At 62.1% G+C, this 21,692-nt stretch carries 20 protein-coding genes; 9 read left to right on the forward strand and 11 right to left on the reverse strand.

Annotation, left to right across the window (positions count from 1 at the left end):
• Window positions 1–80: 80 nt before the first annotated feature.
• Together HS101_15050 and HS101_15055 are read right to left on the reverse strand one after the other, a co-directional pair.
• A complete protein-coding gene (locus tag HS101_15050; protein ID MBE7507585.1) occupies window positions 81–1,454 on the reverse strand; it encodes a hypothetical protein in 1,374 nt (457 codons plus the stop codon).
• A 278-nt stretch (window positions 1,455–1,732) separates the two neighbouring features.
• Window positions 1,733–3,766, reverse strand: coding sequence for a hypothetical protein (locus HS101_15055; protein ID MBE7507586.1), 2,034 nt, complete (start codon window positions 3,764–3,766; stop codon window positions 1,733–1,735).
• Between the two features lie 447 nt (window positions 3,767–4,213).
• Here HS101_15055 and HS101_15060 point away from each other — a divergent pair, with 447 nt between their 5' ends.
• Window positions 4,214–4,666, forward strand: a complete 453-nt coding sequence (locus tag HS101_15060; GenBank protein ID MBE7507587.1) for a transposase — start codon at window positions 4,214–4,216, stop codon at window positions 4,664–4,666.
• Window positions 4,667–5,231: 565 nt separating this feature from the next.
• On the opposite strand, the gene HS101_15065 is transcribed toward HS101_15060, so the two are convergent.
• From HS101_15065 to HS101_15095, 7 genes are all read right to left on the reverse strand, one after another.
• On the reverse strand, window positions 5,232–5,393 hold the full coding sequence (locus HS101_15065) for a hypothetical protein (GenBank protein MBE7507588.1): 162 nt from the start codon (window positions 5,391–5,393) through the stop codon (window positions 5,232–5,234).
• Between the two features lie 309 nt (window positions 5,394–5,702).
• Entirely contained in the window at window positions 5,703–7,241 is a 1,539-nt protein-coding gene (locus HS101_15070; GenBank protein ID MBE7507589.1) for a hypothetical protein, read from the reverse strand.
• 31 nt (window positions 7,242–7,272) lie between these two features.
• Window positions 7,273–7,449, reverse strand: a complete 177-nt coding sequence (locus tag HS101_15075; protein ID MBE7507590.1) for a hypothetical protein — start codon at window positions 7,447–7,449, stop codon at window positions 7,273–7,275.
• A gap of 37 nt (window positions 7,450–7,486) precedes the next feature.
• Window positions 7,487–8,641 (reverse strand): DNA polymerase III subunit, encoded by a 1,155-nt coding sequence (locus tag HS101_15080; GenBank protein ID MBE7507591.1) that lies wholly within the window; start codon window positions 8,639–8,641, stop codon window positions 7,487–7,489.
• Complete coding sequence (tmk, locus tag HS101_15085) at window positions 8,628–9,329, reverse strand: dTMP kinase (GenBank protein ID MBE7507592.1); 702 nt, start codon at window positions 9,327–9,329, stop codon at window positions 8,628–8,630. Before tmk ends, HS101_15080 begins: the two co-directional genes overlap by 14 nt.
• A gap of 1 nt (window position 9,330) precedes the next feature.
• Entirely contained in the window at window positions 9,331–10,239 is a 909-nt protein-coding gene (gene lipA / locus HS101_15090) for a lipoyl synthase (protein MBE7507593.1), read from the reverse strand.
• Between the two features lie 226 nt (window positions 10,240–10,465).
• The gene (locus HS101_15095) at window positions 10,466–11,785 is read right to left on the reverse strand and encodes an IS1380 family transposase (GenBank protein ID MBE7507594.1); all 1,320 of its coding nucleotides are present in this window, start codon (window positions 11,783–11,785) and stop codon (window positions 10,466–10,468) included.
• Between the two features lie 153 nt (window positions 11,786–11,938).
• Here HS101_15095 and HS101_15100 point away from each other — a divergent pair, with 153 nt between their 5' ends.
• The gene (locus HS101_15100; protein ID MBE7507595.1) at window positions 11,939–12,451 is read left to right on the forward strand and encodes a universal stress protein; all 513 of its coding nucleotides are present in this window, start codon (window positions 11,939–11,941) and stop codon (window positions 12,449–12,451) included.
• A gap of 1,150 nt (window positions 12,452–13,601) precedes the next feature.
• Here the strand turns inward: HS101_15100 and HS101_15105 are convergent.
• Together HS101_15105 and HS101_15110 are read right to left on the reverse strand one after the other, a co-directional pair.
• The gene (locus tag HS101_15105) at window positions 13,602–14,231 is read right to left on the reverse strand and encodes a hypothetical protein (protein ID MBE7507596.1); all 630 of its coding nucleotides are present in this window, start codon (window positions 14,229–14,231) and stop codon (window positions 13,602–13,604) included.
• A 121-nt stretch (window positions 14,232–14,352) separates the two neighbouring features.
• Window positions 14,353–16,395: a hypothetical protein gene (locus HS101_15110; protein MBE7507597.1), complete on the reverse strand. Its 2,043-nt coding sequence runs from the start codon at window positions 16,393–16,395 to the stop codon at window positions 14,353–14,355.
• 523 nt (window positions 16,396–16,918) lie between these two features.
• On the opposite strand from HS101_15110, the gene pheA reads away from it, so the two are divergent.
• From pheA to HS101_15145, 7 genes are read left to right on the forward strand one after another with little or no spacing between them, the layout of a single operon-like run.
• The gene (gene pheA / locus HS101_15115; protein MBE7507598.1) at window positions 16,919–17,998 is read left to right on the forward strand and encodes a prephenate dehydratase; all 1,080 of its coding nucleotides are present in this window, start codon (window positions 16,919–16,921) and stop codon (window positions 17,996–17,998) included.
• 56 nt (window positions 17,999–18,054) lie between these two features.
• Window positions 18,055–18,861: a triose-phosphate isomerase gene (locus HS101_15120; protein ID MBE7507599.1), complete on the forward strand. Its 807-nt coding sequence runs from the start codon at window positions 18,055–18,057 to the stop codon at window positions 18,859–18,861.
• A gap of 5 nt (window positions 18,862–18,866) precedes the next feature.
• The gene (secG, locus tag HS101_15125; GenBank protein MBE7507600.1) at window positions 18,867–19,343 is read left to right on the forward strand and encodes a preprotein translocase subunit SecG; all 477 of its coding nucleotides are present in this window, start codon (window positions 18,867–18,869) and stop codon (window positions 19,341–19,343) included.
• Between the two features lie 17 nt (window positions 19,344–19,360).
• Window positions 19,361–20,242, forward strand: a complete 882-nt coding sequence (locus tag HS101_15130; protein MBE7507601.1) for a YicC family protein — start codon at window positions 19,361–19,363, stop codon at window positions 20,240–20,242.
• 18 nt (window positions 20,243–20,260) lie between these two features.
• Window positions 20,261–20,872, forward strand: a complete 612-nt coding sequence (gene gmk / locus HS101_15135; GenBank protein ID MBE7507602.1) for a guanylate kinase — start codon at window positions 20,261–20,263, stop codon at window positions 20,870–20,872.
• An 8-nt stretch (window positions 20,873–20,880) separates the two neighbouring features.
• On the forward strand, window positions 20,881–21,105 hold the full coding sequence (rpoZ, locus tag HS101_15140; protein MBE7507603.1) for a DNA-directed RNA polymerase subunit omega: 225 nt from the start codon (window positions 20,881–20,883) through the stop codon (window positions 21,103–21,105).
• A 10-nt stretch (window positions 21,106–21,115) separates the two neighbouring features.
• The gene (locus HS101_15145; GenBank protein MBE7507604.1) at window positions 21,116–21,682 is read left to right on the forward strand and encodes a phosphopantothenoylcysteine decarboxylase; all 567 of its coding nucleotides are present in this window, start codon (window positions 21,116–21,118) and stop codon (window positions 21,680–21,682) included.
• Window positions 21,683–21,692 lie beyond the last annotated feature (10 nt).

A 21,692-nucleotide genomic window follows, 5' to 3' on the forward strand; every position in this document is an offset into this window, starting at 1 on the left:
TTTTCAACTTCGCGGTTCGCTGACCGCGAGAAAGCAAGGCCGCTGATCATCGCCGCCGCGCCCCGCACGGCGATGACTCGTCAGGAACCGACGACGGGCAGCGAGACGCCGCCGGAACCGTTGGGCTTGTCGCCCGATTCGGCAGGTGCGGCGATCGACGCGGCGGCCGTGGCGTCGTCGTCGAGATAAACATCTTCGACGTCGGTCATGTCCACCTCTCGACGAAGGAGGAGGTAGATATTTGTATTGGCGCAGAAGAAGTAGCTCATGGCGTATGCGCCGACGATTCCCCAGACGCCGTAGATCCAGCACTTGAAGAAGAACTGGGCGAAGGCGCTCATTCCGGCAAGCTCGACCTCGCCAAAGGAACCGTAGAACGTCGTTTCGCCGGTGAGGGCGGGTGTCTGCCAGATGGCGTTGAGCTTGGAGACGTTTTGCGAGGACTCGGAAGCCAGGGAGGGGCTGCCCCAATTCATGGAGAAGCCGAGGAAGAGATGGGCTACCCACAAGGCGAGGCGGGCGACGAGCTTTATGAACGCAAGGCAGACGGCGCCGTGGGCCATGACGCAGAGGTAATAAACGGCTGTGCGCCACGGGCGATAGAAGACATAAGAGTGCAGCCGTCCGAGCGGATCGAAGCAGTCCGACCCCTCCACCGCGATGTTCGGATATATCAGGCCGAAGGCGCCGACGAGGCCGATGGCGAAGAGTGCGACGGCGATGCCGAGGAGGATCGCAATCGGAAGCAGGAAGATGCCGACGATGACCTCGCCGATGTAGGGGATCCAGCCGATCAGGCCCATCAGGAAGATGGAAGCGCCGGCGAAAAGGGCGATGCTGATGGGCAACAAGGGAGCCATGACAAAGCTGAGCCACCTGCTCCACGCGAAGGACATTGCCTCGGCGATAGTGATCCGCTCCTGGCGAGCGGCGTCGAGGGCCGCGGCGCGCGAGATGGCGCCGCCAAAGAGGGCCCAAATCTTGAGCGAGCCGATCACGAAGAACAGGGCGTAGACCGGATGGAGAGAGACCAGCCAGATCAGGGTGAGGACGAAGTTGCGAAGGCCCGCGAGAAATGCGTCGGGGCTGACGGAGAGGACGGCGGAGATCAGTTGATTGACGGAGGTGAGGAGGTGACTGAGGAGAACGGCGAAGACGCCGGATCGCTCCGCGTCGCTTCCGAGAGACTTGATCCATTCGAGAGTTTCGGGGCGGTTGCCGCCACTGGCGACGAAAATGGCGGCCTCAGTCATGCCGACGCCGACGGCGACCTTGTGAGAAGTGACCCAGACGAGGTCGAGCAGACGGCCCCAACTATAGGTCAGGACGACGCCGCAGAACGAGAGGATGAGTTTGTTGATATTGTTGGCGTGACGAAAACTCGAAAAGAGTCGCTTGAACCCGAACTGCTCGGCCCAAGTCGGCTGCCTGTCAACCGGGCTTGCCTCGGACATGGAGGAATCCTTTCTCTGCGGTGTCTCGTCAGGGCGAACGGATTGCCTCGGCTCGCGAGCAATGACCGCGGCGACACGAGCCGTCAGATCGCACCCAATCGTCGGCGGGCATTATAGATGGCAACGCCGACTCATCAAGCATCCCGCGCGGCGCATGTGGGCGCTTGGGGGTTTGCGGCTGAAACGGCGATCTCGGCACTGGGTGGATGCCACGGCGGCACTTGGAATGTGAATTGCCAGTTTTGTCGCTTATGGAAGACTGAGCGGACAGGCGTGGGTCAGTCGGCGGGGGTGACGGGCGTGCTGACTTCTGCCACGTCTGGGACCGACTTCTTACCGAGGCTGCCGCCTGACTGGATGGTTAGGACTCCTCCTTCGACCCCGCCATCGTCGCATTCGTCGGGGAGGCCGTCGGTGTTGTAGTCCTCACTGAAGTCGGTCTGAATGTCGCACTCGTCGAGAATGTTGTTCTCGTTGCAATCGCCGCAGCCGGGGTTGCCTTCGCAATGGGCCATTTCGCAATCGTCGGGTATTCCGTTGGCGTTGCAATCCGGCTCGCACTCGTCGGGGATGCCGTTGTCGTTGCAGTCGTAGCTGGTGCAGGCCACCTCAATCCAGAAGTGCGACACTGAGGTCGCGGGCGGATTGAAGTCGTCGATGGCGGAGAAGCTGAGCCCGTAGAGACCCGCGTCGCCGCAGCCCGGCGACCAGGTTAGGTGGACGACGGCGACACTTCCCGGCGTGGAGGCGGTCTGGAGACCCCGCAGGCCGGCACCGGCGAGATCGGTGACGATGACGGCGGTGGTTTGATCGTCTTCGGGGCTGGCGAATTCGAGACTCAGATCGAGTGACTGTCCGATGGACGGGTTGATGCGCAGGAAGCAATTGGGAGGGAGGTTGAGGGGAATCGGGGCCTGATTCACCTCGGGCTCATCGGCGCCGAAGGCGAAGCATTTCCAGTCGAGGAAGTCGACGCCATCGGTCTGGCCGTTGGGGCCGTCGTACGCGTCGCCGGCCTTGTTGAACAAGCCGATCAGGAAGGAGTTCTCGCCGTCGCCGGCGTTGGCTCCGACCGAGGCGGGGATTCCGCCGAAACCGGTGTTGCTGCCGGAGGCGAAACCTGTGGTCCACTGCATGTCGCCATAGCAAAAGACGATGTTTGCGCCGATTCCCATGGCCTCATTGGTGCCGTCGGAGATGGCGACCTGGAAGGTGTTTCGCTTGTCGCCGCGCTGGTCGAAGTAACCCACCTCTTCCCAGGTGACGATGAGCGTGTTTTGCTCGATCTTGTACCAGACGTTTCCGTGGCCCATGCGCGTGTCAACGTCGGCCCAGAAAGGGGCGATGATTTTTCGGCCGACGTATGGAAACGGGCTCGGCACAAACCCGCCGAAGGGCTCGAAGAATGTCAGGTTGCCGTTGTTATTGATGAAGATCGAATCATAGACGACGCCGAAGTATTCGAAATCGAAGCCCAGTTCGATCACTTCGGAGGAGCCGTCGTCGTTGGGGGCCATTGCTAACTGAAAAGTCTCATCCCGCGGAAAGAGGAGGCCGGACATCGAACGAATGATCTCGGGGAACCCGTCGTCAGTGATGACGTCGCACGAGTCGGGCACCATGTTGTGGTTGCAGTCTTCCTCGTCCTCGGCTGCGATGTCGCATTCGTCGGGGACGCCGTTTGAATTGCAGTCGGCGCTCGCGCCGCCGGCGATGTCGCATTCATCGGGGATGCCGTTGGAATTGCAGTCGGCGCTTCGGTCTTCGGCGATGTCGCATTCATCGGGAAAGCCGTTTGTGTTGCAGTCCTGGCTGGTCCCTGCGCCCAGATCGAGGATGTCCGAGATGCCGTTTGAGTTGCAGTCGATGATGTCGCCGGGCGGCGGGCTCTGCGGAGGCGGAATGATGAAGTTGATGGTGTCGCCGTTCTGGAAGTCGATCTGCCAGAGATAAGTCCGTTCGATCAGCAGGTCGCCGGGCTTGGCCATGGCCGCTTGCTGGGTGGTCATCTCGGGTGCCACGTGGGCGGCGACCCGAAGGACGGAGGTCTGCGTCGGGAGGATGGTTACCTCGGAATTGGGCCCGCTCTGTTCCAGAAAACGAATGGTCTTGCGGACTTCCTTTTCGGAGAGGATGTATTCCGCGTTCACCGTGGCGGGCAGGCCCGATTGATTCTCGATGCGGAGAGTCACGAGACCGTTGGGATCGATGAGGAATGGCGAAGTGTCCATGGGACAATCCATGCCGCACGCCGCGACGGCCGTCACGGCGAGAAGGATGAACAGGACCTTGAGCTTTGCGGCTCTTGGCATGCGAGAGTTCCCTGATCAGGCGGCGGGTGAATGGTCGCAGGCAATCCAAACGATCAACGACGGAATCCGTGCCGCTTTCCGCCCCCCTATCTTATCCCCAATGATGCCCGAGAATAAAGGGCCGAGTTTTGAGGAATCATTGATTTCGTCGGGTCTGGGAATCGTCGTGGTGGCGGCGAATGGACGAGTGACGTCCAGAAAAAAGCGGGGTGCCGCATAGTAAGGGTCATTGATGCGAGCGGCGTAACAATCCAGCGAAATGACAGCATGGTGTCCGGAAAGCAGAAGCAGGCTCGTTTGAACAACCGAGACTCGGGCATCCGGCGCGGCCCGAAGGGCCTGACTTAAGTAGGCAGGGGCATCGCCCCTGCGCGGGAGCAATTCGAAGATCCGACCCCATCGGGGTCGTCTTGACGCTGCGATCGTCAAGGTTGACGATCAGAGCAAATGGCCCAAACGCTGACGCGATTGCTGGTGCACGCCAGCTTTTCCACGCGGAATCGTACAAATCTCATCAAACCGGACATCGAAGCGGAGCTATTCGCATACATGGGCGGCATCTGCCGAAATGCGGGATCTTCGCTGCTTGCTGCCGGGGGAACGGCCAATCACGTTCACCTTCTCATCAGTCTGGCAAAGACTCTTTCTATTGCCGACCTCATCATGAACGTGAAGAAGGACTTATCGAAGTGGATCAAGACCAAGGGTTCTTACTTCGCCGACTTTCAATGGCAGGAGGGGTATGGGGCATTCACCATCGGCGAATCGCAAGTGGGCGATCTCAAGTCGTATATCGCCCGGCAGAAGGAACATCATCACAGTGTTTCGTTTGAGGCGGAGTATCTTGCGTTCGTGAAGAAGTACAACGTTTCATACGACGAACGGTATTTGTGGAGTTGAGTCGCTTTGTGGGATTGCAGTAATGCGACCCCTTCGGGGTCGGGGCGCTGGCGGGGCACGCAAACAGGGGCGATGCCCCTGCCTACTAAATCGCAGCCCTTCGGACTGAGGACGGCGGGATGCAATCCCGTCGGGGTCGGGGCGCTGGTGGGGCACACAAACAGGGGCGATGCCCCTGCCTACTAAATCGCAGCCCTTCGGGCTGAGAACGGCGGGATGCAATCCCGTCGGAGTCGAGGCGCTGGTGGGGCACGCAAACAGGGGCGATGCCCCTGCCTACTAAATCGCAGCCCTTCGGGCTGAGAACGGCGGGGTGATTATTCGGTAGTCGACAAGGGCTTGATGCCAGGGACGGCAGGATTACTAATCGGCAAACGACCGGACGTGATTCTGCAACTGCAGCTCATCCCATGAACACCGCAAAGTGAGTGACCAAATGCAGGGGCCATTGCGTAACGCTTTACAAGTGGCCGTCACCGCAGCACGACGCGCGAACATGTAATTGACGATGGGCGTGGCGGTTGGGGCGGCAGTCAGGGCAAATGGGAGGCCGAGGAGTGCCGGCTTAGGACGCCATGGGCCAGGCGACTACTTCTTCGATCGGGCCGATGGATTCGAGCTGCCGGAGGTATTCGGCGAGTTCGTTTTCGGTAAAGGTCTGAAGGAATTCCCTTCGGGCGGATCGGTTGATCAGCATGATGCGCTCGATGAGTTCTCGTTTGGACATAATCGCGGGCTCCCGGTCGGCGTCTGGCGCGGAGGACGGAGACGCATCGCAGCGACGCCCGTCGAATGGATGCGGCCGGCGATTCTGGCTCGCCGTTTCATCATCCGCGCAAGTGGCTATCGGCGCGCATCTTGGCGCGACTTAAGGCGGAGAAAATGTGAGAGACATTATGGGAGGCGCGGGACGACGGACGCGGTGAGGGGAAGTCGGCAGATTCCGCCAAGTCAAACGAAGACTTCTGCGCCCCCTGCTTCAGAACGCCGAGCGGCAACGAGAAACGGCGTAGATACGATCGGCAACAACTGACGCCTAGTTCGCGGGGACGGCGGATTTTCTTGCGTACAGGACGGACGTGGCGTCGCCATGGATGAGATGCCAATCGGCATGATCGGCAAGGTGGGCGGCAAGTTTGGAGCGGGCGGAAACGAGGACGTGCGGGAAGGGCCAGGTTGCCGCGACGGCGTCGAACTTTTCGGGGGCGTTCATCAGCGACTCGTACTGCATGAGGAATTCGTCGCCGTAGAGTTCGCAGCGGTCGTCAATGAAGACTTTAGACTCCGGGACGGCGTAGATCAGGTAGCCACCAAAGGTCATCTGATTGAAGACGCGCGGATCGCCGGACTTCGCGATGGCCTCGCGCAGCGCGGGCGCCGCTTCGACGGGCCAATAGCGGGGGTTTAACCGCGCCCAGCCTGTGCCGAGCAATGGGATGTGCAGTCCGGCGGCCTGAATCGCCAATGCGAGACTGAAGGCGGCGATGGCGACCGGGGCAATGCGCGTCCGGGCGCGGCGATTTGCTGGCCCCATCTCCGGCATGGGTTCACCAAGCGATGTCGCCAGCGACGAATGGGGCAGCATCTCGGCAATGGCGAGACCGGCGAGGACGGCGAAGAGCGGGCCGTGCCTGACGCGGGAGACGGTGAGCGCGAGCCAAAGGAGCGGAAGCAGCCAGGTGACGCGGAGCATTCGACGCCATGTGGATGCGAGCACGGCGAGGTAGCAGGCCGCAAGCGAGCCGATCATCAGTGCTTCGACGCTGGTCCACTTCAGCGGGGCATGTTCGCTCATGATTTTTGCGACGACGCCTGACTTCATCAGGTCGAGCCAGACGCGCGGCAGTTCCGCGCCGCGGGGATTCACGAAGACGCTGCCGGCGCAGGCGATGAGGAGGACGAAGAGTCCTAGCGCGCGGCTGCGCAGGCGCGGGGCGGTGAGGTCGCCGTGGGCAGCGACGAGCATCATGCCGATCCAGCAGAGGATGACGATCGCCACGGTGACAATTCCGCCGAGGGCTCCGCCGTGGAGATTGGTCCATGCGACGAACAACGGGATGAGGAGCAGGAGTCGTCGGGGAGATTGGCGACCCGCTTCAACGTCACAGACCAGCGCATAGCACATGGCCATGAAGGCGATCGAGGCGAGGTGCGGGCGCGGGTGAAAGTGGTAACTCGAGGCGGCGATGACCAGGGCGATGAGGAGGGCCGCGACGGGAGGACGGGCTCCGGCGGTGCGCAGGCGACCGAAGATAAAAGCGTAGGTCGCGGCGAGGACGGTGGCGGCGAGGAGCAATAGTGCATCGAGACCGCCGGCGCGGTGGGCCAGGGCCATGGCACACTCGCCGAGCCACTGCTGGGCGATCCAGGGCTTTGACTCGAAGGTGAAGCTTAAGGGATCGTGGTCGATGTAGGCGTGCTCACTGAGCATGCGCTCGCCGACGACGGTGTGCCAGAGGGTGCCGGGATCGCGGAAAAGTTGCTCGCGGCCGAAGTAGAGCAGCGCGAGCCAGATGACGAGGAAGGCGGCGCTGCCGGGCCCCCACCATGCCGATCTGCGGAGCGAATGATCCATGCGCTAGTATCGGCCGGATGGGTGACGGGCGTTATTGAACTGATTGAGATGTGGGCGTTTGCTGCTTCTCGCCGGAGAAACGCTCGCCGAGGAGGGTTACGGCCCCGATGAGGACGACGAGGATCAGCGCGGCGATGACGGCGAATTCGGTGAAGCGATTAGACGTGTCACCGGGGGGAGGGTTTTCGGTGGATTTGTTTGCGCTCATGGTTGACGCCTCATTCACAAATCTGAGATGGTGAAAGTCATCGCTGACCGACCGCGGACCGCGGGCACAACTGGATGGCGACCTCGTCGAAGATCAGACCGGCGTTTGCGTTTCTTGCAACGTGATACTCAGCACGACCGGCGGACTTGATCGCGGCGCGGATGCCCTGCGAATCTCGAACCGCCGCCATCGACCGCACCCGTGCATCGACCGCGAATGATACGGGGGAGGCACCAACGTGAACACGGAGGACGTCACGAAGGACGGTGGCGATCATGGCGCAAACGATGAGCTGGGCATCGCGGGCGTTATTGGTGTCGCCGTCGTCATCGACCGTGTGCTTCTTGAGGATCGCGGCGAGTTCCTTGGCGAGGTCCTGCATGGCCTTGGAAGCGGCGATCGGGGAGACGGCGGCGCGTTCGACCATGCCGACGATGGCGTTCATTCGTTCGTTCAGGCCCATGCCGGTGTAGCGGAGGGCCAGGCCAAGGCTGCCTTGAGAGAGCGCCGCGAGAAACTTCGCCTCGGACTTGGTTATGGATGACCGGCTCATCACCTGAGCGGCGACGAACTCGTCGGGCAGCGCGCCGAAGTGGATGGGCTGGCATCGCGATCGCGTTGTGGCGAGGAGACTGTCGGCGGAATCGGCGAGGAGAATCAGGTAGCTGTGGCCAGGCGGCTCTTCGAGTGTCTTGAGCATGGCGTTCTGGGCTTCGTCGCTGAGCCGCTCGGCCTCGGCGACGATGAACAACTTCGCACGGCCGCGGCTGGGGCGCACGCCGATGGGCTTGATGAGGAATTCTCGAATGACGTCGACGCCGAGGACGGTCGCCTTTCGGTTGCGCACATTGCTGTCGGGGTGGTGTTTGGCCAACATGCGATGGACGCGGTGGAAGTCGGGATGTGTCCCGGCGGCGAACAGTTCGCAATCGACGCACTGGCCGCACGGCTCCAACTCGTCACGCGGGGTCTCGACCTCGGGGGGCGCGCCGAACAGGCCCTGTGCGGGCGGCTCCTGTGTCGACGCGGATGCGCCGCAGAGCAGGACCTGGGCGAGGCAATTGGCGAGCATCTCCTTGCCGACGCCGGGCGGACCGCTGAAGACGTAGGCGTGGGGAAGGCGGCCGGAGGCGAGGGCTCTGCGGAGGAGCGACTTGGCCTCTTCCTGGTATTGAACGTCAGAGGGCTGCATCGGCGATGGCCTTCATGACGCGTTTCTGCACTTCTTCCACGCTGCCCATTCCGTCGACGATGACGACCGGGGCGGGATAGAAGGTCGGAAGCATGAGAAACAACTCGTGGACTTTTTCATGGAAGTTGAAGGGCCGGGCCTCCATGGCGTCGGTGTGGACGTCGTGAAAGAGGGTCGGATGACGGGCAGCGGAGGCGTCGGCTTTTTTGCCGGCGGCGGGCTTGCGGCCGGTGCGCTCGTGGGCCTGCTTGGGCGGGACGTCGAGGATGATGGTCAAGTGGGGCCAGACGTCGCCGATGGCGAAACGTGCCAGATCAATGACACCGGCGGGATCATAGCCGGCGGCGCCCTGGTAGGCGCAGGTGGCGGAGACGTAACGGTCGCCGAGGCAGGCCTTGCCGGCTTTCATGGCGGGCTTGACGACTTCGGTGACGAGTTGGGCGCGCGAGGCCATGAAGAGGAAGGCCTCGCAGCGGACGTCCATCTCCGACAGGTCGTAGTCGAGAAGGACGTGACGGATGCGGTCGCCGATGGGGGTGCCGCCGGGGTCGCGGGCGCGGGCGGTTTCGATTTTGCAGTCGTGCAGGGCCTTCTCAAGAAGATTGAGCTGGGCTCCCTTTCCCGCTCCATCAATTCCGTCGAAGACGATGAACTTCCCCCGAAGACGATCCAAGATGGTGCCGGACAACTCACGCCCTCCGTTGGCGCTTGATCGATTCATAAACGTCTGCCGCGTTGTAGCTGGAGCGGACGAATGGACCGCAGGCCACGCTGGCGAAGCCGAGCGAGCGGGCCTCGGCGGTTAACTCATCAAACTCCGACGGCTCGTAGTAGCGGGCCACCGGGGCATGATCCTTCGAGGGGCGAAGATACTGGCCGACGGTCAGGATATCCACCCCGACGCGGCGGAGGTCGGTCATCGTCGTTGTGAGTTCTTCGCGGGTCTCGCCGAGGCCGACCATGAGGCCGCTCTTGGTCCACATCCGGGGGCGGCGGACCTTGACCTTGCAAAGGACTTCGAGGGTGCGGGCGTAGCGGGCCTGGGGACGGATGGCCGGGGAGAGGCGTTCGACGGTCTCCTGATTGTGGTTGTAGATGTCGGGCTCGGCGTCGACGAGGAGGTCGAGCAATTCGTCGCGGGCGTGGAAGTCGGCGGGGAGCACTTCGATGGCGCAGTCCGGCGAGCGGCGGCGAATCTCGGTGACGCACTGGGCGAAATGGCCGGCGCCCTCGTCGGGGAGGTCGTCGCGGGCCACGGCGGTGATGACGACGTGCCTGAGGCCCAGGCGCTCGACGGCCTGAGCGAGGCGCTGCGGCTCGTCGGGGGAGACGGGATCTGGCCGGGCCGTGTGGACGGCACAAAAGTGGCACCGGCGCGTGCAGCGATCGCCGAGGATCATGAAGGTGGCGTGGCGATGCGACCAGCACTCGCTGAGATTGGGGCAGCGGGCCTCTTCGCAGACGGTGGCGACGCCGCTGGCCTCGACAATGTGTCTCGTTTGGAGAAGCACATCGCCGGTGGGAAGCTGGCGCTTGAGCCACGGCGGCAGGCGCCGCTCCTCGCTGTATCGGGTTGACTCGATGACGTTTAGTCGCATGATTGCGCGCTTCCTGGTGTCGGCCCATCCGGCCCGTCGAAGGCCAGTATAACGGGAAATGTGGCGGTCGGCGACGATTGGGTGCTAACCCGCATATTTCATCAGTGATCTTCGAATGGTGATGGACGGAGTTTTTCGGCTTTGTGCGTGAGCGGAGGGATGAAGGTGGAGGTTGGAGCGCGCAGGGCCCCCTTACCCCCAAGCGGTGATCAGGTTGTTTTTCGGGTCATGATGGGGCGGGCGGGATCAGGCGGAGTCGTGGAACCAGGGATCGCCACAGGTCCTGCAGGGGGCAGCTGCTCGACAGTCGCAGTACGACGCGGCGCACGGAGACGACCACCCGCGCGGCGACCTTGAAGAGTTTCAGGCGAATGGTGTTCACCTGGGCCTCGGCCAGTTCGGTGCCGGCCAGGGCCGTGCGGCGCAGCGTTTCCACCAGGACGTAGGCCGCCGAGGACAACAGCAGCCGGAACTGATTGGCCAGGAAGGCGTGGCAACTGGTGCGATCGGCGAAGAGCCCGAGCTGCTGCTCCTTGATGCGGTTCTCCATGTCGCCGCGGGCCGTGTACAGACCGTCGTAGATATCGTTCGGCGTGCGGTCGGTCAGGTTGGTCACCACGAATCGAACGTTGGGCCCCTGAACCAGCCGCTCGGCCTTGACGATCACGCGGCGCGGGCGATCCCAGGTCTGCGCCGCGTACTCGATCTCGTGGAAGTTCCGCACCTTCTGCTGCGTGGTGGCGAACTGGGCCTCGGCCGCCTGCATGAAGGACTCGGCCGCTTTCTCCAGGACGGTGTTGCGGGCCAGGCCCAGCACGTACTTGACGCCGTGCCGGTCGCACCATTTCATCATTCGCCGGCGGCAGAAGCCGGAATCCCCGCGGACGATGATCCGCACCCCGGGCCACGCCTGTCGCAAGCGCTGCACCAGCAGCTTCAGGATGGGCCAGGCGTGATGGGCCCCGTCGATGTTGCTGGGCCGCAGGTAGGAGACCAGCAGCCGCGAGCCGCAGAACACATACAGCGGTAGGAAGCAGTGGTGGTCGTAATAGCCGTGGAAGAAGCGGCCTTCCTGGTTGCCGTGGATCGGATCGTCGGTCGCGTCGAAGTCGAGGATCAATTCCTCCGGCGGCGATTCATAGGACGCGATGAACTGCTCCACCAGCACACGCGACATTCGTGCCAGGTCGCCGCGCGTGACGCGGTTCTCCAGCCGGCACAAGGTCGGACTGCTGGCCAGCGGCTCATCCGCGCTCGGCGGCCGCCCGGTCAGGACCGCCAGCACGGGATCGCTCCGCAGGGCTTGATGGTCGTTGAGATCTTCGTAGCCCATCGCAATGGCAAAGATGCGCTGGGCCAGCATGACCCGCTGGTCATGTTGAATTCGGGCCGGATCACGCGGGTCGTTGATGACCCCGGCCAGTTGATCGACCAGGCCCAGACGCCGCTCGACCTCCCGAAGCAGCAGACCCCCGGCGTCTGAGGTGAGCGTTCCGCCTGTGAAATCGGCCACGATTTTCTTGCGGCCGAGACTGGAAAAGAACATCGGTTTGCTGTTACAGTCTGTCACGAAAAAGCCTCCCTGCCTATGGACCGGAATGTTCTTACGAAACCCCAGTCTACAGGGCTTCGAGGCTTTTTCTATTCCTATTCAACGCCGACCTGATGAAATATTCGGGCTAAGATATGATAGTCGGGAATGTTGTGTCGTCGCCGACTCGGCGAGGAAGGAGTCTTGGAGATGGTGAGCCTCAAGAAAATCCTGTTTCCGACGGATTTCTCCGACATGTCGCGTCAAAGTCTGAAGTTCGTGAAGGCGTTCGCGGAGAAGTTCGACGCCGAGGTGCACGTCCTTCACGTCGTCGATGAAGCCTATCAATACTGGATGGCCGTGGGCCCCAACAGCCTGCCGGTGGGCCCCCCGCCGGAGGAGATGCTGGCCGGGGCGAAGGCGGAGCTTCAGAAGCTTGCCGACGAGGAATTGAAGACCCTCACCGGCGGCGTGGTCACCGAGGTTTCGCTGGGCCGGCCCTTTCTTGAGATCGTCCGGTACGCCAAGGAGAAGTCGATCGATTTGATCGTCCTCGGCACGCACGGACGGAGCGGTCTGGTGCAGGCGCTTTTGGGCTCGGTGGCGGAGAAGGTGGTTCGCAAGGCGCCTTGCCCTGTGCTGACGGTGCGCGACGGGGCGCACGAGTTTGTCAGTCCGTAGGTTTCTCATCTTTTTCACGTTTTTGTCTTTTCCGACATTTTGGGCGGCGCTCGGTCGCCCCATTTGGGAGTTGGGCGTCCTATTACCACGGGCTTGCGCCGCGGAGCTACGTTTCTGCGTCGCTATCGGGGGCAAATGAGACGACGATGCTGCGCCTTTGTTGGGGATGAGGAGTCGCGGGATCCAGGGTGAATGCAAGGGCGGTGACACAGGGCGATCCATACACGTCAAGACGCCAAGAAATCAAAACTTCAAATTCCATCCATTTCGCGGCGATCATTCATTACTCCGACGGGAGAATTCGGGCGATGAACGGATGCGCGCAAGAGCTGCAAAATCGAAGGTGACATATAGTGACACACGGGATTTTTTTCGGTTGCAACTCTTGTGGCGAGCATGTGTTGGGGCAAGTCGCGTTTTGGGTGGTTTTTGGCGGAAACGAGGTGAGGCGCGAGGCTGTAGGCGATAGGCTTTAGGCTGCAGGATTGGGGTCTGAGCCTTGCGGTTGAAGTTGTCGGGACCGGTGACATCGCGCGCTACCTCGCGGTGCGTGGGTGGATTGATCTCCATTCATTCAAGCTTGCTCCTCGTGCGCGCTTTTTGCGGATGCGGAGGGGCGGTGGGGATGAGCGATTGGATGGCGAAGTGGAAAACTGACGGGGCGGGCAAGCCTGCTAATTAGGTGGGAAGTTCGTCGCGGCTGGGATGGTTGGCGAGGGGCTTGGTATTGGGAGCGTTTTGGGGAAGGTAGAACGTCCCCGTTATCCTCCATGCGGCTTCAAGTCGGTCGGCAAATCTTCTGAGGGGATGTTCCCATCCGCGGCGACGACCACCAAAAGGCAAGAAAGGCACCGTTGGCCCCATGCATAATGCATTACGTTGCTAACCGCATCGCCGATAATCGGAATGGTCAGACCCCCGTCGCCAAATCCTGGCAGTCCCTGCTTCTCTGCTTCGTCGATTCGCCGGAATGCATCCAATAGTTTCTCGCTGTTTGCGAGAAGTCCCTTGGTTTGAACTACGCATCTTTCCATGGGCTTTCCGCATCTTGGGCAATTCATTTCATTCCTCATCGCAGGCGAGAACCTCGGAACAAGCAGTTGGGCTTGAGCATGATGAGATTACCGTAATCCTCCAAATGACGTTCGCGCTAGAGAACCGGCCAGACCAAGACGAACCCGCCCCCAGGATTGGTGTATCGGTAACAACAAATCTGACCAGCAACGCCCGAAGGACACAAGGTTGTTAGAAGCATCTGGCTCCCCGTACTGATCCTTACCCATAGGCACTTGACGACTCGTGCAGAGCCACCTGATGAGGTCACGGCGCTCCAGATAGCGTAGAACAGAAGTAGAATAATCGCGACGATCAGCAGGTAATATAGAATTGTCCCTAGGGCAATAGTGCCGATTGTACCTGCGGCCGGTATTGCCAGCGCGCACAGTCCGCTGATGTCCGTTGCGTTTACAGGGTCGTTATCGCAATATGTCCAGCGATTGTTTTGAGCGTTGGTCAGTTGGGTGGGGTCGAAGGAGAGGCTGTCTGCCTGGGTGAAGCGGCCGGTTTCGGGTTCGTAGAAGCGGTTGACCATGTAGACGAAGCCGGTGGCGGGCTGGGAGCGGGCGACGGCGGCGGTTTCTTCGCCCTCGTCGCAGCAGGTGGCGTTGGGGTTTTCCGGATATCTGGGGTCCTGAACTCGCTCAGGCGGCTTGCGGTCGTCGCCATTGAGGTCGGTCTGGCTGCCCTCGCCGCCGCGCCAACTGTAGGAGCCGGCCTGCATGCGCTCGGCGTGGGCGCAGGGGGGACTAAGCGGGGGCGGGTGGGATGCGATCAATAAGAAAAGGCTGCGCCGCGGGGGTCGCGGCGCAGCCTTTGGTTGAGAACTTAGTTGTCGATCCGACTTAGTTGCAAGTGCCGGCCAAGACGGCATCGACGAATGCGTCCACGTCGGCCGCGTCGAGGGCGCCGTCCTGCGGGGCGGCGATGTCGGCACAGGCCGTGGTCGGGATCGCGGCGGTGAACATGTCAGTGAACATCTGAACGTCGAGGCCATCGACGGCAGAACTCAAATCGACGTCACCATCGCAGGCGCACGGGACGGCCGGCGTCGGGACGACGGTGCTGGCCGTGATGCTGTCGGGCTGGCCGGACACGGCCTTGAACATGCCGAGGGTCACGTCGCCGGTGGTCGGCGGCGAGTTCGCGGTAAAGCGGAAGTTGTAAAGGGTGCCCCAGCGGAGGGCGTTGGAGTTTTCAACGGGCGAAGCCGGGACAACGGCCCATGCGACGTTGCCGCCGCCGTAGGCACCGGGCCAATCAGTACCGTCGTAGTTGACGGGGTTCGAGGTGTTGCTGTTGTAGCCGTCGCCGCTGTGATAGGGGACGTCGTGGAAGCCGATGTCGGTGACATTAAAGCCATTGGGGAGGTCGACCTTGAAGAGGGAGACCGATCGATCGGAGTTCATGTTATAGAGGGCATACTCATAGTTCCAGAGGCCGCCGCCGAGATCGGTGGCCTTGGCGGAGAGGATGAGGCGGCCGCTGGAATTTGCGCCGCCGCTCTCCGGGGTGTCAATGAGTGTTTCGGTGACGGATGCATCGGCAGCCTTCCAGGCCTGGATGGCGGCTTTCTCGCGGACGGTGGAGGCGGCAGATGAGGCGGTGTAGTTCGGCCCGCCGGAGATGTTGATGCGCTCGTAAGAGGCGTTGTTGTTCTGATTAAGAGCTGCAGCATCGTCCGGGGTGACATACTGAGCCTCAGCGTAGTAGAGGGCGCCGGGATTGAGCCCCGAGTTCAGGTCGTCCGCGTGAACCTGGCAGCGGCGCGTGGTGCTGTTATGAGAGATGTACGAGCAGTTGTTGCGGAACATGTAGGGGAAGGTGAATCCGCCGGTGTGAGCGTTCACCTGAAACTTCGGGCCCAGGCCGCCGACGGTTGTGCACTGGGTGCCGTTGCGACCCGAGGTGTATGGGTCGGAGCAACCGACGCCGAGGACGCTGCCGCCGGAACCGTTGCAGGTGCAGCAGAGGTTTTGCGTCAAGGCGGTGAAGGCGTGCTTCATCCAGCCCTGGCCGATCTGCTCGAAGCGGGCGGCGCCATCGACCGTCTTGAGGCGGTACATGTTCTGAGGGATGACGGGGTGGTTGGAGTTGCCCGACTGCCACAGGAGGTTGACGCTGCCGATGTTGCAAGACGTTGTGCCCCAGGCAAAGGCGTCAATGGAGCCGACGTTTGTATAGTTGCCGCTGCTGTTGACGACGAGGTCACCGACGATGACGTCGGGGCCAGTGGAGGGCGTGCAGCCGCCGCGCGGCGTGGCGTCGAGGGCGTTGAAGGACTCCATAAGGTCGCCGCTGATGAGCTCGATCGAGGCGCTGGTCGCGAACTGCCCCAGGATGGTGCCGGCCAGGGTGGGATCGCCCAGGGCCTCGGCGAGATCAGGGGAGATGACGAGATCGCCGGACTCGAGGAAGAGGGAATGACCGGGGACGTCGAGGGCGACCTTGTTGTCTTCGGACTTGAGCGGGGAGAAGCCGTGCGGCTCGGTCCTGGACATGATCGAGAAGCCGACATCGTTTGAATCGCCATTGGCGACGATCATCAGTTCGTCCAGGGTATAGGAGCCGGACTTGGAGGAGATGACCAATCCGTCGACATGGCGGATGTCGCCGGTGGAGATCGCGTTAAACCGGCCGCCGTTGGCGGAGATGGTCAGCGAAGACGCCGGGTCGATGGGGATTTCAAAGTTATGAATGCGGGCATCGCCGTATGCGCCGGATGAAGCGGTCACGCGGAGACCCAGTTCATCCAGAACTGCCGGCTCAACGACCACATTGGTCGTTCCGCCCGAGACTCGCCAAATTTGTTCCGCCGCGCCGGCGGAAAGAGCGACGCAGCCCATGAGGGCCGCGGCCAACGCGATCGACCGAGAAAACTTCAACATCATCATGATTCCTCCGTGTACCTGAGATTCACTTCAACGAAAGGTCCCCAGCGAAAACGAATATGCCATGCCGGTGTCACTGATTACCGGAACAGCGTGTTCGATTCCCCCCGGGAGTTAGTTAGTAAACGCCTGTGATTCAACTTCAAACTGAGCGTCGAAAGGGCAGCCGAGCTTGATGGGCGGCTTGGGACAGCCGGCGGCCGGGACGCATTCCTCCGCATTTTCCGCATGCCACGAGCCAGGCACTTCGGGCCGGTGCAAACGGAACCTTGATCCTAAGATGATACAGGATCGTCGGTTCCGGTCCAACCCGCGGCGGAAATAAATTTGAAGATTGGCCAACGAATTGGGTCTTTACGCACGGTCAGGCGGCGCGTCCGAGGTCCGGGTAATTCCTCTCCTGTGCTTTCCCGGGCCTGAGGCGCGGCGGAATCGCTAAATCCTTGACAATCCGGGGTCTAACGATTGGAATGCGAAGTTTTCCCGTCGATCGGCACGCGGCGAATCGGCACGGTGGCGCATGGCGACTCTCGAGGAACTTCGCAGGCGAATCGACACGCTCGACGAGCAGATCGTTCGGGCGCTGAATGACCGAGCGGCGGCGGCGGTGGAGATCGGGAAGATCAAGGCCCAGTCCGGGGCCGGGGTCTTTGCACCGGACCGCGAGCGCGCAGTGCTGGACAAGGTGACGGCCTTGTCGGGCGGGCCGTTGTCGCGGGAGTCGCTGCTGGCGATCTATCGCGAATTGATGTCGGCATCGTTTGCATTGGAGCGACCGCCGCGGGTGGGGTATCTGGGCCCGCAGGGGTCGTATACGCATGAGGCGGCGATGGGAAAGTTCGGGGCGTCGGTGGAGTACGAGCCGCTGTCGAACATCCGGGCGATCTTCGAGGAGATGAGCCGGGGGCATGTGGACTATGGCGTGGTGCCGGTGGAGAACTCCACGAGCGGCGCGGTGCTGGATACGCTCGACGCCTTTGTTGAATACGGGACGCGGATCTGCTGCGAGATGTACCGGGCGATTCACCATAACCTGATGGCGCGCTGCAAGCAGGATGAGATCGAAGTGGTCTATTCGAAGCACGAGGCGTTTGTTCAGTGCCAGCGATGGCTGGGGCAGACGGGGCTGAGTGCCAAGATCTCGCCGGCGCCGAGCACCAGCCGGGCGGCGGAGATGGCGGCCGGGCAGAAGAATGCGGCGGCGATTGGAAGTCGCGTTGCCGCGAAGCTTTACGACCTGACGCTGCTGGCGGAGAACATCGAGGACCACGCGAATAACGCCACGCGGTTTTTCGTGCTGGGCAAGGACGAGACGCGACCGACGGGGCGCGACCGGACGAGCTTGATGTTTGTAACGGCGCATCGCGCGGGGGCCTTGGTTGAGGTGCTGCTTGTTTTTCAGCGGGCCGGCATCAACATGACGATGTTAACCTCCCGCCCCAGTCATAAGGCGGAGATGGAATATAACTTTTTCGTCGATGTGGACGGGCATGAGTCGGACGCGGCCTTGAGCAAGGCGCTGGCGGAGGTGAAGACGCACTGCCGGACGCTGCACGTGCTCGGGTCGTACCCGATCTCGTCGGAGGTTCTGGCGGCCTAATGCGGAAGATTTTTTCGGACGATTGGATCGGTTGTTAATTCATCGGGATGCGTGATATGCGACGAGGATTTGTAGCGGGCAACTGGAAGATGAATCTCGATCTGGCGACCGCGCGGGCGCTGGTTTCGGATTTGCGCACGCGGCTGCCGGCGGCGCCGACGATCGACGTGGCGATCTGCCCGCCGTCGGTTTACTTGTTTCCGATGGCCAAGGCGATTGCCGATTCGCCGATTCGCATGGGGGCGCAGGACTGCTACTACGAGTCGACCGGCGCCTTTACCGGCGAGGTGTCCGCGGCGATGGTGAAGGAGACGGGCTGCTCGTACGTGATCGTCGGGCACAGCGAGCGGCGGCACACGATCGGGCCGAAGAATCCGGCAGGCGGTGTATTCGGGGAGAGCGACGAAACGATCGCGGCGAAGTGCCGGGCGGTGCTGGCGGTTGCGATGACGCCGATCCTTTGCGTGGGCGAGACGCTGGCGGAGCGTGACGCCAATCAGACCGAGGCGGTGCTGACCCGGCAGATAGAAGGCGGACTGTCGGGGGTGACGATTCCGTCGCCGGAACGGCTGGTCATTGCTTATGAGCCGGTGTGGGCGATCGGGACGGGTCGCAACGCGACGCCGGAGCAGGCCCAGGAGGCGCATCGTCACATTCGCGGGCGATTGGCGGAGCAGTTGGGACGGAGCGTAGCGGGAGAGATTCGCATACAATACGGCGGCAGCGTCAAGCCTGACAACGCCGCGGCATTAATGAGTTGTCCCGACGTTGACGGCGCCCTTGTGGGCGGCGCGAGCCTGAAGGGACCGGACTTCGCAGCGATCATCGAGGCCTGCATCAAGGCCCACGGACAACAGGGTTGAGGATTATGAGTACGCTCGTATTGGCTAGCTTTGGAACGACCATCGTGACCATTCTGCTCACGACAGTATCCGTGATGCTGATCGGCCTTGTGCTGCTTCAGAAGAACCGGGGCTCGGGCCTCAGCGGCGCCTTCGGCGGCGTCGGCGGCAACACGGCCTTCGGAACGAAGACCGGCGACGTCCTGACCGTCATTACGGTCGCGTTTACGGCGCTGTTTCTGGTTCTGTCGGTGATCGGTGTTTATGTCTTCGTGCCGGCGAAGCTGGTGACGACGCCTCCGGCCACGCTGATGCCGGATGCCGGGACGACCGGCACAGACGCGGCGCCCGTGACTGAAGGTGCGACGCCGGTTGACGCCGGCAGCGCGGCCCCGGCGCAGAGTGGCGAGGCGCCGGCCGGCAGTGCGACACCGCCGCCCCCTGCTGAGTCCACGACGCCGCCCGCGGCGCCATCGGAATCAACCACGCCGGGCGGACAGTAGCCGCGGCGGAGGCCTACATGATTCTGAGCATGACGGGATTTGGCGAGGCGCAGGCCTGCGAGGACGCAGTTTCCTACCGAGCTGAGATTCGGAGCGTCAACAATCGCTACTTCAAGGCGTCGATCAAGCTGCCGGATCATCTGCAGCGTTACGAAGTGGAAATCGAGAAGCTGCTGCGGGCCAAGCTGGGACGCGGGAGCATCTCCTACAGCCTGCGACTCAAGGGCGACAACGCCCCGACGGCATTTGAGATTAATGAGGCGGGGCTTCAGCGATACGTCTCGCGATTGGAGCAGATCGCGGCGGGGAGCAAGGCGGCACAGATAGATCTGGCCAGCCTGTTGGAGCTGCCGGGAATCTGCGAGCCGATTGAGATGGACCCGGACCTGCTCGCCCGGCAGTTTGCGGTGGCTTCGCGGCTGACCGAAGAGGCCATCTCGCGGCTGGTGGAGATGCGTCGGGTTGAGGGGCAGGCGCTGGAGAAGGACCTGGCGCTGCATTGCCGGGAGATTCGCACGCGGGTGGCGAGCATCGCCGAGCGGGCGCCGCTGGTGGTTGAAGAGTATCACAAGAAGCTGCGCCAGCGTGTTTCGCAGTTAATGGAGTCGGCGAACCTGTCGCTGGATCAGGATGCGCTGGTTCGCGAGGTGGCGGTTTTCGCGGAGCGCTGCGACGTCAACGAGGAGATATCCCGCCTGCTGAGTCATCTGGACCAGTTCGCGGAGTTGTGTGCGTCGAAGGAAGAGGCCGGCCGAAAGCTGGACTTTCTGGCGCAGGAGATGCTTCGAGAGGCGAACACGATCGGGAGCAAGGCGTCTGACTCGCTGATTGCCCGACACGTTGTGGAGGTAAAGGCGGCGATCGATCGGATCAAGGAGCAAGTGCAAAACGTCGAGTAGTCGGCGAACAGAAGCGGCATGGAAGCAGGAATCGGACAAAGGCAAGGGAACGTCATCGTCATCAGCGGCCCCAGCGGCGTCGGGAAGTCCACGGTCTGCCGCCGGTTGTGCGAGGAGTTGCCCGCGGAGTTCAGCATCTCGGTGACGACGCGCAAGCGCCGGCCGAATGAGGAGAATGACCGGGACTACCAGTTTGTGACGCCGGAGGCCTTTGAGCGGCTCAAAGACAGCGACGGGCTGCTGGAGTGGGCCCAGGTGTACGGCCATATGTACGGTACGCCGCTTCGTGCGGTGACTTCGGCGATCGAAGAAGGCCGGAATATCATCCTGGAGATCGACATCCAGGGATGTCTGCAGGTGAAGTCGAAGCTGCCGAATACGATGGCGTTTTTCCTGCTGCCGCCGACCCCGGACGAGCAGCGGCGGCGGATCGAGGGCCGGCGGACCGATGCGGCCGATGCGATTCGCCAGCGGCTATCGAAGGCCGACGGTGAAATTCAGTACGCCAACGAAAGCGGATGCTATGATTGTTTCGTTATCAACGACGATCTCGAAGAGACGGTGAGGCAGATTCGCGAGCGAATCGTCAATTTGGAAAAAGCCCGGAGCGGGTCCGGCCATGCGAGGTAAGTGAACCGATGATTTATGACCTGAAGAATGAAGACCTGGTGAATCGTGTCGGCGGCCGCTTCAAGCTGGCGGCGCTGATTCAGCGGCGGATGCGGGAGCTGATGATGGGGGCTCGGCCGCTCGTCGAGCCGGGTAAGATGACGCCGATGGAGATCGTCGTGAAAGAGATCATCGACGGCAAGATCGAAGCCAACATGGACGGCAATCGGCACGATGTCGGCTCCAATGCCTGACGCTTCTGAATTGGCCGGCTATGAGGTCGTCGTCGGCCTCTGTGGGGGAATCGCTGCTTACAAGGTCGCGACCCTGGTCTCCGCGCTGGTGCAACGCGGCGCGGGCGTGACGGTCGCCATGACGTCGGCCGCGCAGAAATTCATCACGCCGCTTACTTTTGAATCGCTCACGGCCCGGCAGGTCTTCACCGACCTGTGGCACTCAGAGAATTATCACGATCCCCAGCATTTGAACCTGACCGGCCGGGCCGACGCATTTGTCGTCGCGCCGGCCACGGCGAACATGATCGGCAAGATCGCCTGCGGGCTGGCGGACGATCTTGTGAGCACGATGGTCATGTCGGCAGCGTGTCCCGTTTTGCTGTGCCCGGCGATGAATACGCTGATGTGGGAGAACCCGATCGTTCAGAAGAACCTTGATTCGCTGCGGGGGCACGGCTACCACGTGATGCCGCCGGGCGAAGGGTGGCTGGCGTGCCGGACGATCGGGGCCGGTCGACTACCCGAGCCGCAGGAGATTCTGTCGGTGGTGGTTTCGACGCTGAAGCAGAGCCCGCCGAAGAGCGCTTCCAAATAGCGACAAGTCA

Source organism: Planctomycetia bacterium (assembly GCA_015075745.1).
In the GTDB taxonomy this organism is placed as follows: Bacteria; Planctomycetota; Phycisphaerae; order UBA1845; family UTPLA1; genus UTPLA1.

Coding starts and splice junctions, on each gene's coding strand:
- HS101_15050 (MBE7507585.1), bottom strand. CDS start 1,454: ATGTCCGAGGCAAGCCCGGTTGACAGGCAGCCGACTTGGGCCGAGCAG.
- HS101_15055 (MBE7507586.1), bottom strand. CDS start 3,766: ATGCCAAGAGCCGCAAAGCTCAAGGTCCTGTTCATCCTTCTCGCCGTG.
- HS101_15060 (MBE7507587.1), top strand. CDS start 4,214: ATGGCCCAAACGCTGACGCGATTGCTGGTGCACGCCAGCTTTTCCACG.
- HS101_15065 (MBE7507588.1), bottom strand. CDS start 5,393: ATGTCCAAACGAGAACTCATCGAGCGCATCATGCTGATCAACCGATCC.
- HS101_15070 (MBE7507589.1), bottom strand. CDS start 7,241: ATGGATCATTCGCTCCGCAGATCGGCATGGTGGGGGCCCGGCAGCGCC.
- HS101_15075 (MBE7507590.1), bottom strand. CDS start 7,449: ATGAGCGCAAACAAATCCACCGAAAACCCTCCCCCCGGTGACACGTCT.
- HS101_15080 (MBE7507591.1), bottom strand. CDS start 8,641: ATGCAGCCCTCTGACGTTCAATACCAGGAAGAGGCCAAGTCGCTCCTC.
- lipA (MBE7507593.1), bottom strand. CDS start 10,239: ATGCGACTAAACGTCATCGAGTCAACCCGATACAGCGAGGAGCGGCGC.
- HS101_15095 (MBE7507594.1), bottom strand. CDS start 11,785: ATGTTCTTTTCCAGTCTCGGCCGCAAGAAAATCGTGGCCGATTTCACA.
- HS101_15100 (MBE7507595.1), top strand. CDS start 11,939: ATGTTGTGTCGTCGCCGACTCGGCGAGGAAGGAGTCTTGGAGATGGTG.
- HS101_15105 (MBE7507596.1), bottom strand. CDS start 14,231: ATGCAGGCCGGCTCCTACAGTTGGCGCGGCGGCGAGGGCAGCCAGACC.
- HS101_15110 (MBE7507597.1), bottom strand. CDS start 16,395: ATGTTGAAGTTTTCTCGGTCGATCGCGTTGGCCGCGGCCCTCATGGGC.
- pheA (MBE7507598.1), top strand. CDS start 16,919: ATGGCGACTCTCGAGGAACTTCGCAGGCGAATCGACACGCTCGACGAG.
- HS101_15120 (MBE7507599.1), top strand. CDS start 18,055: ATGCGACGAGGATTTGTAGCGGGCAACTGGAAGATGAATCTCGATCTG.
- secG (MBE7507600.1), top strand. CDS start 18,867: ATGAGTACGCTCGTATTGGCTAGCTTTGGAACGACCATCGTGACCATT.
- HS101_15130 (MBE7507601.1), top strand. CDS start 19,361: ATGATTCTGAGCATGACGGGATTTGGCGAGGCGCAGGCCTGCGAGGAC.
- gmk (MBE7507602.1), top strand. CDS start 20,261: ATGGAAGCAGGAATCGGACAAAGGCAAGGGAACGTCATCGTCATCAGC.
- rpoZ (MBE7507603.1), top strand. CDS start 20,881: ATGATTTATGACCTGAAGAATGAAGACCTGGTGAATCGTGTCGGCGGC.